This window comes from Caballeronia glebae, from assembly GCF_001545035.1.
GTDB classification, from domain to species: domain Bacteria; phylum Pseudomonadota; class Gammaproteobacteria; order Burkholderiales; family Burkholderiaceae; genus Caballeronia; species Caballeronia glebae.
This window is the reverse complement of the sequence record NZ_FCOJ02000063.1, coordinates 12,537-26,640: the sequence shown is the minus strand read 5'-3', so window position 1 is coordinate 26,640 and position 14,104 is coordinate 12,537. Positions and strand designations below refer to the sequence as shown.

Annotated in this window: 13 protein-coding genes, 1 tRNA gene and 2 pseudogenes; 9 read left to right on the top strand and 7 right to left on the bottom strand. The window is 63.5% G+C overall.

What is annotated here, in order from left to right; genetic code table 11:
- Positions 1–10 precede the first annotated feature (10 nt).
- Positions 11–811: a serine O-acetyltransferase gene (gene cysE, locus AWB82_RS30300; RefSeq protein WP_086972996.1), complete on the top strand. Its 801-nt coding sequence runs from the start codon at positions 11–13 to the stop codon at positions 809–811.
- On the opposite strand, the gene AWB82_RS30295 is transcribed toward cysE, so the two are convergent.
- From AWB82_RS30295 to AWB82_RS30280, 4 genes are all read right to left on the bottom strand, one after another.
- Positions 808–1,608 (bottom strand): UDP-2,3-diacylglucosamine diphosphatase, encoded by an 801-nt coding sequence (locus AWB82_RS30295; protein WP_086972995.1) that lies wholly within the window; start codon positions 1,606–1,608, stop codon positions 808–810. The two genes, cysE and AWB82_RS30295, sit on opposite strands and share 4 nt — an antisense overlap.
- Before the next feature lie 14 nt (positions 1,609–1,622).
- Positions 1,623–2,114 carry a peptidylprolyl isomerase gene (locus AWB82_RS30290; protein ID WP_086972994.1) on the bottom strand — a complete coding sequence of 164 codons (492 nt, stop codon included), beginning with the start codon at positions 2,112–2,114 and terminating at the stop codon, positions 1,623–1,625.
- A gap of 74 nt (positions 2,115–2,188) precedes the next feature.
- Entirely contained in the window at positions 2,189–2,770 is a 582-nt protein-coding gene (locus tag AWB82_RS30285) for a peptidylprolyl isomerase (RefSeq protein ID WP_086972993.1), read from the bottom strand.
- A gap of 55 nt (positions 2,771–2,825) precedes the next feature.
- Positions 2,826–3,602, bottom strand: a complete 777-nt coding sequence (locus AWB82_RS30280) for a tetratricopeptide repeat protein (RefSeq protein ID WP_086973008.1) — start codon at positions 3,600–3,602, stop codon at positions 2,826–2,828.
- Between the two features lie 459 nt (positions 3,603–4,061).
- Here AWB82_RS30280 and cysS point away from each other — a divergent pair, with 459 nt between their 5' ends.
- The 7 genes from cysS (at position 4,062) to AWB82_RS30245 (ending at position 11,849) form a co-directional block, all read left to right on the top strand.
- The gene (gene cysS, locus AWB82_RS30275) at positions 4,062–5,459 is read left to right on the top strand and encodes a cysteine--tRNA ligase (protein ID WP_086972992.1); all 1,398 of its coding nucleotides are present in this window, start codon (positions 4,062–4,064) and stop codon (positions 5,457–5,459) included.
- Positions 5,460–5,506: 47 nt separating this feature from the next.
- Positions 5,507–6,547: a DNA-3-methyladenine glycosylase family protein gene (locus tag AWB82_RS30270; protein ID WP_086972991.1), complete on the top strand. Its 1,041-nt coding sequence runs from the start codon at positions 5,507–5,509 to the stop codon at positions 6,545–6,547.
- 142 nt (positions 6,548–6,689) lie between these two features.
- A complete protein-coding gene (locus tag AWB82_RS30265) occupies positions 6,690–7,661 on the top strand; it encodes an acetyl-CoA carboxylase carboxyltransferase subunit alpha (RefSeq protein WP_086972990.1) in 972 nt (323 codons plus the stop codon).
- A gap of 38 nt (positions 7,662–7,699) precedes the next feature.
- Complete coding sequence (tilS, locus tag AWB82_RS30260; protein ID WP_086972989.1) at positions 7,700–9,127, top strand: tRNA lysidine(34) synthetase TilS; 1,428 nt, start codon at positions 7,700–7,702, stop codon at positions 9,125–9,127.
- A gap of 325 nt (positions 9,128–9,452) precedes the next feature.
- A complete protein-coding gene (locus tag AWB82_RS30255) occupies positions 9,453–10,703 on the top strand; it encodes an aspartate kinase (RefSeq protein WP_086972988.1) in 1,251 nt (416 codons plus the stop codon).
- 199 nt (positions 10,704–10,902) lie between these two features.
- Positions 10,903–10,995, top strand: a tRNA-Ser gene (locus AWB82_RS30250).
- A gap of 302 nt (positions 10,996–11,297) precedes the next feature.
- Positions 11,298–11,849 (top strand): outer membrane protein, encoded by a 552-nt coding sequence (locus tag AWB82_RS30245; protein WP_086972987.1) that lies wholly within the window; start codon positions 11,298–11,300, stop codon positions 11,847–11,849.
- Positions 11,850–11,905: 56 nt separating this feature from the next.
- Here the strand turns inward: AWB82_RS30245 and loiP are convergent, their stop codons facing one another.
- From loiP to AWB82_RS39040, 3 genes and pseudogenes are all read right to left on the bottom strand, one after another.
- Positions 11,906–12,664, bottom strand: coding sequence for a metalloprotease LoiP (loiP, locus tag AWB82_RS30240; protein WP_086972986.1), 759 nt, complete (start codon positions 12,662–12,664; stop codon positions 11,906–11,908).
- 172 nt (positions 12,665–12,836) lie between these two features.
- The gene (locus tag AWB82_RS38600; protein ID WP_235023500.1) at positions 12,837–13,127 is read right to left on the bottom strand and encodes a hypothetical protein; all 291 of its coding nucleotides are present in this window, start codon (positions 13,125–13,127) and stop codon (positions 12,837–12,839) included.
- 368 nt (positions 13,128–13,495) lie between these two features.
- A pseudogene (locus tag AWB82_RS39040) lies at positions 13,496–13,555 on the bottom strand (hypothetical protein); the annotation flags it as partial.
- Between the two features lie 41 nt (positions 13,556–13,596).
- On the opposite strand from AWB82_RS39040, the pseudogene AWB82_RS38100 reads away from it, so the two are divergent.
- Positions 13,597–14,065: pseudogene (locus AWB82_RS38100) on the top strand (MFS transporter); the annotation flags it as partial.
- Between the last annotated feature and the right edge of the window lie 39 nt (positions 14,066–14,104).

Sequence of the window (14,104 nt, the reverse complement as noted above, 5' to 3'; positions counted from 1 at the left end):
AGACATCGCCATGTTCGACCGACTTCGCGAAGACATCGCCGCCATCCGCGAGCGCGATCCTGCCGCCCGCAGCGCCTGGGAAGTCATCACCTGCTATCCCGGGCTGCACGCGATCGTCCTGCATCGCGTGGCGAACGCGTGCTGGCGCGGGCAGTGGCGCTGGCTCGCGCGCTTCGTGTCGCAGTTCGCGCGTTTTCTCACCGGCATCGAAATTCATCCGGGCGCGACGCTCGGACGGCGCGTGTTCATCGATCACGGCATGGGCGTCGTGATCGGCGAGACGGCCGAAATCGGCGACGACTGCACGATCTATCAGGGCGTGACGCTTGGCGGCACTTCGCTCACGCGCGGCGCGAAGCGCCATCCGACGCTTGGGCGCGGCGTGATCGTCGGCGCGGGCGCGAAGGTGCTCGGCGGCTTCACTGTCGGCGCGGACGCGAAGATCGGCTCGAATGCGGTGGTCGTGAAGCCGGTGCCGGCGGGCGGCACGGCGGTCGGCAATCCGGCGCGCATCGTGATGCCCGCCGTCGAAAAGAAGAAATCCGATGAACCCGCGAAGAGCGGTTTCTGCGCTTACGGCATCACGCCGAACGCGGACGATCCCGTTTCGCTCGCGATCCACGGCCTGATCGATCACGCGTCGACGCAGACGCAGCGCGTCGATGAGATCGTCGCGGCGCTCGAACGGCTCGGTGCGCGCGTGGAAGCGCTCAATCCAGTCGACGGCGCCGCGCTCGTCGATCTCAAACGTCTGTGCACGTCGATGGACGGCAAGCTGGCGGAGGAGCGCGCCGCGCCCCTCGAACGCTAGAGCGGCAGCGCGCGCACGCCTTCTTCGTCGACGCGCAGATAGCCGCCGCGCGGCGTGTGGGCGTCCAGTTCCCAGTCGGGCAAGACCCAGCGCACGCCTTCGACTTCCCGATGCATCGCGGGGCGATGCGTGTGGCCGTGAATCAGCGTATTCGCGCGGCTATTGATGAAGAGCTGGGTGACGGCTTTCTTCGTGACGTCGTATTTCGCCATCACGCCGGTCACACGCGCGCCCTCGCTTTTCGTACGCATCCGCTGGCCGATTCCGAGGCGCGTCTCGAACGGCAATGCCAGAAAGAGCCGTTGCGCGAACGTGTTGCGCGCGACGGCGCGAAAACGCTGATAGGCGTGATCGGCCGTGCAAAGGCCGTCGCCGTGCGCGAGCGCGATGCGTCTGCCGAACGCGGTGATCACGAACGGATCGGGCAGCGGCAGCGCGCCCGCATCTTTCATGAAGCGCCTGCCCAGCAGGAAATCGCGATTGCCGTGCATCACGTAAAGGCCGATGCCGCGCTCCGAGAGCGTATGCATGAGGCGCGTCATGCGGCGCGCGAAATTGGCGCGCGCGTCGGTCGCGGGGCCGTCGAGAATGTCGTCGCCGATCCAGAACTCGAACAGGTCGCCGAGAATGAAGATCGAATCGGCGTCGTTCGCCGTGACCTCGATGAAATGCTCGAAGGCGGCGACCGTTCTCGGAATCTCTTCGGAGAGATGCAGGTCGCCAATGAAAAACAGCGGGCGCGCGTTTTTCGCTGCGCCCGCTGCTTCGCGATCGAATGAAGTCTTCGTATCGATCATGCAATGGCCGGGGATCAGACCACCACGGCCTTCTCGATCACCACGTCGTCGACCGGTACGTCCTGGTGAAAGCCCTTCGAGCCGGTCTTGACCTTCTTGATCTTCTCGACCACGTCCATGCCTTCGACGACACGGCCGAACACGGTATAGCCCCAGCCTTGCGGCGTCGGCGACGAATGGTTCAGGAACTCGTTGTCCTTCACGTTGATGAAGAACTGCGCGGTCGCCGAATGCGGATCGTTCGTGCGCGCCATCGCGATCGTGCCGTTGTCGTTCTTGAGGCCGTTGTTGGCTTCGTTGTTGACCGGCGCATCCGTAGGCTTCTGGTTCATGCCCGGCTCGAAGCCGCCGCCCTGGATCATGAAGCCATCGATCACGCGGTGGAACACGGTGTTGTCGTAATGACCCTTCTTCACGTAGTTCAGGAAATTCTCGACGGACTTCGGCGCCTTCTCAGCGTCCAGTTCGAGCTTGATGACGCCGTGGTTCGTATGCAGTTCGACCATGATGATGTTTCTCTCCATTGTGTTTGATTGAGCCCCGGCGCAGCGCGCGCCGGGCCAGCGACAGGCGCTTCGGGTTACTGCAGGACCACGGTGGCCGACTCGATCACGGTCGGCTTTTGCGGCACGTCCTGCATCGGGCCGCGCGTGGTGGTCGGGCTGCCTTCGATCTTCTTCACGACGTCCATGCCCGCGACGACCTTGCCGAACACGGCATAGCCGTTGCCGTCCGGGCTCGGATAGTCGAGACCCGCATTATCGACCGTATTGATGAAGAACTGCGCGGTGGCGGAGTTCGGGTCGCTCGTGCGCGCCATCGCGAGCGTGCCCGTGGCGTTCTTCAGACCGTTCTTGCTCTCCAGCGGAATCGGCGCGCGCGTCGGCTTCTCGGCGAATGCCGTGCTGAAGCCGCCGCCCTGGATCATGAAGCCCGGAATCACGCGATGAAAGATCGTGCCGCTGTACTGACCGGACTTCACGTAATCAAGAAAGTTCGCGACCGTCTTCGGCGCCTTCTCGGGATACAGCTCGACCTTGATGTCGCCTTGCGTGGTCTTGAAGAGCACGGTGGGATGCGCGGCCTGCGCATTCGGCTGGGCGAACGCCGGTGCGCTTGCGATCAGGGCGGCGCTCGACAGCGCCAACATCAGGAATTTCATGAAGGATCGATCCTCGTGTGGTGAATGCAAACAGTCGACTGCGAAGCGCGCGTGCTTACGGCTGCGCTGGCGGCGCGACGTAAGGCGTGGTCGGCAGCGGGCTGGTCGGGCCGCCGAACGGCGCGTACTCGTCGGGGCCGGGCATGGTCGGCGAGGCGGCGCCGGACGCGGGCGCCCATTCGTCCGCGGCCGGGTGCGGCGCGGTGGCCGCGCCTGTGCCCGACGCAGCGTTCGCCGCGCCCGCGCGCTTCTTCGGCGGCGTGTAGATGTTCTGGATCGCCGCGATGCGCTGGCTCGTGAGCGGGCTCTTCGAGCCGAGCGATTGCGCGCGCTTGTACGACTCGCTCGCGAGACGAAGATAAAGATCGCCCAGGTTGTCGTAGGCGAGCGCATAGCCGGGATTCGCCTTGACCGCGGTTTCGAGCGCGGCGCGCGCCTCCTCGTAGTGGCCTTTCTTCGCGTAGAGCGCGGCGAGGTTGTTATACGGCTCCGGCAGTTCGGGATAGGCCTGCGTGAGCTCGGTGAAAGCGGCGATGGCATCGTCGTCGCGATTCAGCCGTGCGAGCACGGTGGCACGCTTGAACTTCGCCTGCACATCGCGCGGATTGCTCGCGATGCGCGCGTCGAGTTGCGTGAGCGCGGCGTTCCAGTCCTTGGTCGCGATGGCCGAATCGATCTGCGGCGTGTCGTCGCGCGTGGCGGTCGAGATCTGCGCGAGCGCGGCCCCGGACATGCCGACGCATGCGGCGAAGCCGAGCGCCGCGATGGCGAGCGTCCGGGAAACGAGCCGGCAAGAGAGTTGCAGAGGCCTGCGCACTATGCGATGAGTCACTTGGAATCGAGTCAATGAATGATGCAGCGAAAGAAGCCACGAAAGCGGCGAAAGGGACGGCGAGCGCCTGAGCACGTGAATGCGTGCGAGCACGGGAGAACGAGCAGAAACGCCCGATGCGGCATGGTGTCCGGCAAGGCTTTCAGCCCGGCCCGGAGCGCGGCTTGCAATGCCCGCCGCGCGGCCGCTTCGAGATTTCATAGGCTCAGGCCCCGGTGTTATACTCCGACCCATTCTAACAAAAGGTCTGCACGTCCCGCGCACGTGTCTCGCGCCTGGTTATCCAGGCGAGCATCTCGCGCCGACTCCAGACTGTCTTTCGCCACTCGTGGCCGTCTCCGTCCTGGTCGCATGACCGTCGTGTTCGCGCTCGCGTGTGGGTCCTTTCGCTCCCGCACGCATCGCGCACGCCGCTTGCTGCCCGGCACACGGTTGATTCCGGCCCATGCCTCGCCTTCTATGAACTCGCTGCGCATCTACAACACGCTCGCGCGTGACAAGCAAACCTTCACGCCGCTTCGCGCCGGAGAGGTGCGCATGTATGTCTGCGGAATCACGGTGTACGACTATTGTCACGTGGGGCACGCGCGCATGTTCGTGGTATTCGATCTCGTGCAGCGATGGTTGCGCGAGATCGGCTATAAGGTGACCTATGTCCGCAACATCACGGACATCGACGACAAGATCATTCGTCGCGCGGTCGAGAACAACGAACCCATCAAGTCGCTCACACATCGCTTCATCGCGGCGATGCATGAGGACATGGACGCGCTCGGCGTGGCGCGCGCGGACATCGAGCCGCGCGCGACCGAGTTCGTGCCGCAGATGCTCGGCATGATCGATGCGTTGCACGCCAACGGTTACGCGTATCAGGCCAAAGACGGCGACGTGAATTACTCGGTGCGCAAGTTCGCCGACTACGGCAAGCTTTCGGGCAAGTCGATCGAAGACTTGCGCGCGGGCGAGCGCGTCGCGGCCAACGACGCCAAGGAAGACCCGCTCGACTTCGTGCTGTGGAAGCAGTCGAAAGCGGGCGAGCCGGACGACACGGGCTGGGACTCGAAGTGGGGCCGCGGGCGTCCGGGCTGGCACATCGAATGTTCCGCAATGGGCTGCACCTTGCTCGGCGATCAGTTCGACATTCACGGCGGCGGCATGGATCTCCAGTTCCCGCATCACGAGAACGAGATCGCGCAGAGCGAAGGCGCAACCGGCAAGCAGTTCGTGAACTACTGGATGCACAACGGCTTCGTGCAGATCGACAGTGAAAAGATGTCGAAGTCGCTCGGCAACTTTTTCACGATCCGCGAAGTTCTTGAAAAATTTGATGCGGAAGTCGTGCGCTTCTTTATTGCGCGGGCACACTATCGGTCGCCGCTGAATTACAGCGATGTGCATATCGACGACGCGAAGAACGCGTTGACGCGCCTATATACGGCGTTGAAGGATGTCGAGCCGGACAATCAGCAACTTGACTGGAGCGAAGCGAACGCGCAGCGTTTCCAGTCTGCGATGAACGACGACTTCAACACGCCGGTAGCCGTGTCGGTGCTGTTCGATCTCGCGAGCGAAGTGAACCGTACGCGCGATGCCGCGCTCGCTCGCCAGCTCAAGGGTCTCGCGGGCGTGCTCGGTCTGCTCGGGCGCGAGCCGCGTGGATTCCTGCAGCAAGCAAGCGGTACGGGTTCCGGGCAGGGACTTTTGCCGCAAGAGATCGACGCGAAGATCGCCGAGCGCATCGCCGCGAAGCAGGCGAAGAACTATGCCGAAGCAGACCGGATTCGCGCTGAACTGCTCGAAGCCGGTATTGCGCTTGAAGACAAACCGGGTGGGTCGACCGAATGGCGCCGCGTTTGAACGCGGCCATTCGAACCCTCTGATCGACTCACCAGGCAGGAGGCAAGATGGCAACGGCCAGGAAGACGCCGGTCAAGCGACCCGCGTCTGTCAGCGATGTGTCGGGCGCAACGAAGCGCACGCGCAGCGCACAAACGAAAGCGGACACGCAGCAGATCGATGGCGCAGGTGCAACGGGCAAGGCCGCGGCGACGCGTGCCGGCGTCGGCGCGAAGCTCGGCCGAAGCGCCGCGCTCAAGGCGACGAAGCCCGAGACGGCGGCGCGCCTGAACGGGGCTGCGCGCGCATCGAAGGCGGGCACGGAAGAAGCCGAAGCGTCGCCCGCGAAGGGCAACGGCCGCGCGATCGCCGGCGACGGTGCGAGTGCGCAGGCGCTCGTCGCGGAACGTGGCGAGGTGGTGCGCAAGTCGCGCGTCGTCACGTCCGACGCCGCGGTGCCGGTGCAGATCGGCGGACTCACGCGCGAGGTCGTTCGTCCCGACTACTGGGATCGAGCGTGCGCGGATCTCATGAGGCGCGACCGCATACTCAAGAAGCTGATCCCGAAGTTCGGCGAGATTCATCTCGTCAATCTCGGCGATCCATTCTCCACACTCGCGCGCTCGGTCGCCGGTCAGCAGATTTCCGTGAAGGCGGCGCAGGCGATCTGGGAACGCGTGAAGGGCGCATGCCCCGAGGTTCACCCGGCGCATTTCATCAAGCTCGGCCATGACAAGCTGCAGGCGTGCGGCTTGTCCAAACGCAAGGCCGAGTACATTCTCGATCTCGCGCAGCATTTCGAATCCGGCGCGCTGCATGTCGATGCATGGACGTCGATGGACGACGAAGCCGTGATCGCCGAACTCACGCAGATTCGCGGCATCGGCCGATGGACGGCGGAGATGTTCCTCATCTTCAATCTGTCGCGCCCGGACGTTTTGCCGCTCGACGATCTCGGCCTGATTCAGGCGATCAGCGTCAACTACTTCAGCGGAGAACCGGTGACGCGCAGCGAGGCGCGCGAAGTGGCGGCGAACTGGGAACCGTGGCGCACGGTCGCGACCTGGTATATGTGGCGCAGCCTCAATCCGATTCCCGCAGATCACTAAAATACACACGCGCGAAGACGCGAGAAGTCGACGCGACAAGCGCGACCTATCGTTGCTTTATAATCGATAGTTCGCGCGCGAATTTTTGAGGGACGGACGCGGTTAGAATACGCGCTGCCCGATGTTCCTAGGACTCGAACATATGAAGACCACGTTTCTGGATTTCGAGCAGCCGATAGCTGAACTCGAAGCGAAGATCGAAGAACTCCGCTTCGTTCAGGACGATTCCGCTGTCGATATTTCGGAAGAAATCGAGCGGCTGTCGAAGAAGAGCCAGCAGCTCACAAAAGATCTCTACGCGAACCTGTCGCCGTGGCAGGTTTCGCAGATTGCGCGTCACCCGCAGCGTCCGTACACGCTCGACTACGTGAGCGAGCTTTTCACCGATTTCCACGAAATGCATGGCGACCGATCCTTCGCGGACGACCTCGCGATCGTCGGCGGTTTGGCGCGCTTCAATGGTCAGCCGTGCATGGTGATCGGTCATCAGAAGGGCCGCGACACGAAGGAGCGCGCGCTGCGTAACTTCGGCATGCCGCGTCCTGAAGGCTATCGCAAGGCCGAACGCCTGATGCGCACCGCCGAGAAATTCAGCTTGCCCATTTTCACGTTCGTCGATACGCCGGGCGCGTATCCGGGCATCGGCGCGGAAGAGCGCGGGCAGTCGGAAGCCATCGGCCGCAACCTGTATGTGATGGCGGAACTCAAGACGCCGATCATCACGACGATCATCGGTGAAGGCGGCTCGGGCGGCGCGCTCGCGATCGCGGTCGCCGATACCGTGATGATGCTGCAATTCTCCACGTACTCGGTCATCTCGCCGGAAGGCTGCGCGTCGATCCTGTGGAAGAGCGCGGCGAAGGCGCCGGAAGCGGCCGAGGCGCTCGGTCTCACGGCGCATCGCCTGAAGGCGCTCGGCCTCATCGACAAGATCGTGAACGAGCCGCTCGGCGGCGCGCATCGCGACGCGAAGGGCATGGCCGCGTTCCTGCGCCGCGCGCTCGCCGACTCGCTGCGCCAGTTCCAGGGCATGAGCGTCAACGACTTGCGCGAACGCCGCTTTGAAAAGCTGATGGCTTACGGCAAGTTCAAGGAATCGCTGCCGGGCGCGTAGTCCCGTCATCTCCGTCATCTCATCCATCACGAACTCTCGTGACATCCGATAACGAAACCCCAGCCGGCCGCCTCGTGTTCGAGGCGGTGCGCGCGGCGGTTTCGGATGCGGATCTTCCCCCGGATTCACTTCTCGCTGTCGCATTGAGCGGCGGGCTCGACTCGACCGTGCTGCTCGACGCGGCCGTGCGCTGCTTCGGCGCGCGGCGCGTGATCGCGCTGCATGTTCATCACGGTCTGAGCCCGAACGCCAACGCGTGGGCCGCGCATTGCGAGCGCTTCGCGGCGTCGCTCGACGTGCGGTACGCCGCGCGGCACGTCGATGTTGCGCGCGCCGGCGGCGAAAGTCTCGAAGCGGCGGCGCGCGACGCGCGTTACCGGGCACTCGACGATCTCTGCGACGAGCACGGCGCGGCGGCGCTGCTGATTGCGCATCACGCCGACGATCAGGCCGAAACCGTGCTGCTGCAACTGCTGCGCGGCGCGGGCGTTGCGGGCCTCGCGGCGATGGCGCCGCAGCGTTCGGACGGCGCGGCGCCGCGCCTGCGTCCGCTTTTGCGCTTGCTGCGCGCGCAACTGGAGCAGTACGCGCACGAGCGCGACCTGAGCTGGATCGATGACGAATCCAACGCCGACACGCGCTATTCGCGCAACGCGCTGCGCCATGACGTGCTGCCCATTCTCGCGGTGCATTTTCCCGGCTTTCGCGATGCGCTCGCGCGCACCGCATCGCATGCCGCGTCGGCGCAGCGCTTATTGGATCAACTCGCGCGCATCGATCTCGCGCACGTGCAGAGCGCGGACGAGGAGGGCGCGCTCATGCTGGACGCGCTGCTCGCACTCGACGACGAACGTGCGATCAATCTCATGCGTTTCTGGATCCGCTCGCGCGGTTTGATCGCAGCATCGACGGCGCGCATCGCCGACATGCTCCGTCAGATGCGTGATGCCGCCGTCGCGCGCGATGGCCACGCGCTGCGTGTCGATCACGCGGGGCACTGCCTGCGCGTGTATCGCAATCTGTTGTTTTGGGAAGCGGGCGATAGCAGCGATGCGCCCGATCTCGACGAACACGCGCCCGCGCTCAAAGCCCCGGCGGAACTGCAGTGGCGCGGCGAGGAGGTGTGGCGTCTGCCGCAATGGCGCGGCTCGTTCGTGTTCGAGCTCGTCGATTCTTCCGCTGACGACGTTGTCGGCGAGGGCGTATTGCGCGCCGCGCCGCTCGTCGCGCGCTCGCGTGCGGGTGGCGAGCGCATGCGCGTCGCGGCCGAGGCGCCGAGCCGCACGCTGAAGAACCTGTTCCAGGAGCGCGGCGTGCCGGCGTGGAAGCGCGATGTGCCGCTGCTTTTCATCGGCGAGGCGCTGCTGTTCGTGCCGCACGTGGGCGTGAACCGCGAAGCCGCGCCGAGCGCCGCGCACGGACCGCTGCGCCGCATTTCGTGGCGGCCGGATCTGCTGCTCGCGTAGGGGCTTCCGGTCAAGCGTTGCGCGCAAGCCGGTAAAATTGCCGTCACGGGCGCTCCATCTTGTAATTTCAGCCTCGATCGGGTACGGTAACTCGTTTCGCCCAAGCGCGTTTTTGCGCGGCATCTCCGTTCAAAAGACTCGATTTCGCCCGCAACGACGCATCCGTGCGCGTCGCTTATCAATTCGTGCGAGCGCGCGACGGGCGTGCGGCAGCGCCCGCGTATCGTAGCCGGCTTCGACATCCCCTGAAGCGATCGAGCACGAGTCTCGAGCGCTTTCGCGTTGAGCGCGTGAAGCGCGGTTTTCCCTCCAGTTCAAAACGACAATGGCACTCATCGTACACAAATACGGCGGCACTTCGATGGGCTCGGTCGAGCGCATCAAGAACGTCGCCAAGCGCGTCGCCAAATGGCACAAGGCCGGCCACAAGATGGTCGTCGTGCCTTCGGCGATGTCCGGCGAAACCAATCGCCTGCTCGGTCTCGCGAGAGACATCAAGGCCGATCCGGACCCGCGCGAACTCGACATGATTGCCTCCACCGGCGAGCAGGTCAGCGTGGGCTTGCTGGCCATCGCGCTGCACGCCGAAGGCCTCGACGCCGTGAGTTATGCCGGCTGGCAAGTGCCGATCAAGACAGACAGCGCGTTCACGAAGGCGCGCATCAGCGAGATCGACGGCGAGCGCGTGCTGAAGGATCTCGACGCGGGCAAGGTCGTGGTCATCACGGGCTTCCAGGGCGTCGATCCGGAAGGCCATATCGCCACGCTCGGACGCGGCGGCTCGGACACCTCGGCGGTCGCGATCGCGGCGGCGATGAAGGCGGACGAGTGCCTGATCTATACCGACGTCGACGGTGTCTACACGACCGATCCGCGCGTCGTGGAAGAAGCGCGGCGGCTCGACCGCGTGACCTTCGAGGAAATGCTGGAAATGGCGAGCCTCGGCTCGAAGGTGCTGCAGATCCGCTCGGTGGAATTCGCCGGCAAGTATCAGGTGAAGACGCGCGTGCTCTCCAGCCTGACCGATCCGCTGATTCCGCTCGCCGACGAGATGCACTCCGGCACCCTGATTACTTTTGAAGAAGACGAGAACATGGAAAAAGCAGTCATTTCTGGCATCGCGTTCCAGCGCGACGAAGCGCGCATCGCGGTCATGGGCGTGCCTGACAAGCCGGGCGTCGCGTATCAGATTCTCGGTCCGGTCGCCGATGCGAACATCGACATCGACATGATCATTCAGAACCAGAGCGTGAACGGCAAGACCGACTTCACGTTCACGGTCGGCCGCGGCGACTATCATCGCGCGCTCGAAATCCTGAACAACCAGGTGAAGGGCCACGTCCAGGCGGAAACCGTGCTGGGCGACCCGAAGGTGTCGAAAGTGTCGGTGGTGGGCGTCGGCATGCGCTCGCACGTGGGCATCGCGAGCACGATGTTCCGCACGCTGTCGGAAGAGGGCATCAACATCCAGATGATCTCGACTTCCGAAATCAAGATCTCGGTGCTGATCGACGAGAAGTACACGGAACTCGCCGTGCGCGCGCTGCACAAGGCGTTCGAGCTGGATCGCGCGTAAGTTTGGTCGGTTCGAAATGACGCGTGGGTGAAGGCTCGCGGGCGGGTTTGAGTGCTTCGCGGCTTTGCGGTTCGCGACGCCGGACGATTCGATATCGACCGTTTTCGAAAAAAATCTTCATGCGAATTTGACCCGCGCCTGCGAACACGCTATTATTTCGATCTCGTTGCACTGCACTCCCGGTGCGACGAAAAGTTTGGGAGACGTGGCCGAGAGGTCGAAGGCACTCCCCTGCTAAGGGAGCATCTGGCTAAAAACTGGATCGAGGGTTCGAATCCCTCCGTCTCCGCCAGTTGTCGTAGAAAGGCCCCGCAAGGTTAAAAACTTGCGGGGCTTTTTCTTTTTGCGGCGCGGCTGGCGCGAGCATTTGCGCATTGATTCGGCATCCTGCGCGACTCGGCCGCGACGAAAAGCAACCCTGCTTTCGGATAATTCCGCTTTCGATACTGAGCATACACAACTAATCTCGCAGGTTGCTTGTCGTTAGTAAGCAAAATGCAACGCAACGTACGCGTTCGTTATCCTAATTGACGGTTGTTGCACGGATGCGCCGACGCCGTCAGGCAACAACTTTATCGAGGTTGAGGTTCAGTCATGGCAGGTATCAGAAAGCTCATTGCGCCAGCGCTCTTGTCGCTGCTTTGCGCGACACAGGCGTATTCCGAAGGCCTCGATCCGACGCTGCTCAAGTTGATGGGCGTGTACGGGCCGCATAGCCAGTTCGCCGGTCCTTTTGTCGGCGCCAAGTTCGGTGTCAACTGGTCGGACATCACGGGCCAGAATCCGAAGTCCACGCATACGACGTATTTCCCCGGTATCGTGGCCGGCGTCAATTACGACGTCGAGCGTTTCGTGGTCGGTTTCGAAGGATTCATGGATTTCCACGGCGGCTCGACGACGTACAAGGACGGCGGCATCGACCTGAAGCTCGGCATGCCTGTCCATGGAAACATCATGCCGTATGGGCGCGTCGGCTTTACGGGCACGTGGCCCGACACGCGTTTGCATTACGGCGGCGGCGTCGAATACAAATTCGCGAAGAACTGGAGCGTGGCAGCCGAATACACCCGCGATTCGGCGAGCTATGATAACGGTCATCGCCACAACGACAGCGTGACCATGGGCGTGCATTACTACTTCTTCTGATTGTCTCATCGCCGATGCGCGCGCCTCTGGCCGCGCGCATCGTGCTCATGTCGGCGTTACTTCCCCGACGCGATCCGGTCTTCGATATGCTTCGCGCGCGCCGGCGACGACGGATGCGAACTCAGCATGCTCGACTTGCCGCCATCGACGGTCGAGAGCTTCTGAAACGCCGTGACGAGCCCCTTCGGGTCGTAGCCCTTTTTCTTCTGCGCATCAAACGAATAGTCGTCGGCGGCCGATTCCTGCGATTGCGAGAACTGCGCGTTGACGAACTTCTCCGACAGATCGCCGATCTGCGATGCCGACAAGGTTCCCACCATGCCGCCTGCCGAAGACGCCACCGAGCGCGCCGCCGAAGTCCCATACGCCACCTGCATCGCCTTTTTCGTATGGCCGAGCGCGACGTGGCCCATTTCATGGCCGACGACGCCGCGCACTTCGTCATCGTTCATCAGGTCCATGAGGCCGCTATAGACGCGCACGCAGCCGTTCGCCATGGCCCACGCGTTGACGTCCTTCGTCAGATAGACCTTGTAATTGACCGGCACGCCATTGATGTTGTCGCCGAGTTGCTTCGAAATCTTGTTCAGGCGCTTGGTGTACGGGCTGTTGGCGTCCGCGATCTTGTTTTCCTTGTCGAGCTCGACGCAGGATTTGTCGGACAGCGTGCGGACATCGGCGTCGCTGAGCGACAGCGCCTGAGCCGCCATTTGGCCGGATTGCATCAGTTGCGTCGGATCCATGCTGCTCATGCTGCTGCACGACGCGAGCGTGAACACGGCGGATGCCGCCAATGCGATGCGGAAAATCGTCATAGTTTTTGCCTTTAACTTGTCATTGTGGTCGTTACGGCGCGAAGGTGCGCCGGCGCACAGAAATGCTAATGAAAGTTTAGACGTAAGCTATTCGAAACTTCTGAATTTGTTGTCAAATTCGATAAAACGCCAGCGCGAAGCGCGAATCAGTCGCGCACGGCATGCGAATCAATCAGTCCTTCGCTCGCCGGCACGCGGCGCGCACGCGCACGGCGACGGATGCGACGGACGATGCGTCCATCGCGATCGACGCCGCGTCCGGCAGGACCTCGGCGGCGAGTTGCGTGAGTGTCTGTCCCGGCGGCATTTCGACGAAGACCTTCGCGCCGAGTTCGGAGAGCGCAATGGTCGAATCGTGCCAGCGCATCGGATAGCAGATTGGTGGCGAGGCCTTCGCGGATGGCGTCGGCGCGCCGCAGCACGCGCGCGCCGCGATTGCCGACATACGCGATGCGCGGCGCATCGACGCGCGCCTTGCTCGCCGCCTCGATCACCCGTTCGGCGGCGCTTTCGAGCAGTACGCAGTGCGAAGGCACGCTCACGCATAGTCGTTCTGCACGGCGCACGGCGCGCGACAGCACGATGTCGCGGACTTGCGCGAGTGCGGCATCGCTGCCCGAGACGATTGCCGATGCAGGCATCGGCGCCGCTGTCGGCAATCGCGCGCGCGATCTCGCTTTCGTTGAGCCCGAGCACCGCGAGCATGCCGTAGCCGCGCGGATAAGCGTCTTCCATCAGCCTGGCGCGCAGGCGCACGAGTTTGAGCGCATCGAGTGTCGCCGCGAGCAGATCGGCGGCGCCGCCGGGCGATGCGTTCAACGCCAGCGATTCGGCGTCGAGCCGCACGAGCGCGGCGCGTCCTTGCTGCGTACCCGCGCCGCCGCTATGCATCACGCGCTTCGCGCCGCGTTGGGCCGCGTGAAGCGCGTCCGCGCATGGCGTCGATCGCGACCGGGCTGCTTTCGATCGGCACGATCGTCGGCTGTCTCGCGCTGCGCCGATGGCCGAAAAGATCGGCCGCAGAAAGACGCTCGCGGTGTGTTTCGTCGGCATGGCCGCGTCGATCGCGCGCGCGTTCGGCGGGGCGTTCTATCTGCCGAACGGGCTCGTGTCGTTCATCGCGCTGCTCGTCGTGCTGGTTTTTTTTCGGTGGCAACTTCGCACGCTTTTCGCTGTGGCTGCCCGAGCAGTTCGAAACCCGCGTGCGTGCGACGGCCTTTGCGTTCTGCACGTCGGTCGGGCGCTTCTTCGGCGCGATCGTGAACTTCGGCATGGACGCGATGGTGCTCAACATGAAGAACGCTCGGCGTGCCGATCGCGCTCACCGCGATTGCGTTTCTCATTGGTCTCGCGGTGATTCCGCTCGCCCCCGAAACCAAGGGACAGGAACTGCCGAACTGACGAACACCGCTTTTGCAGACGGCGGCCTTCATGATCCGA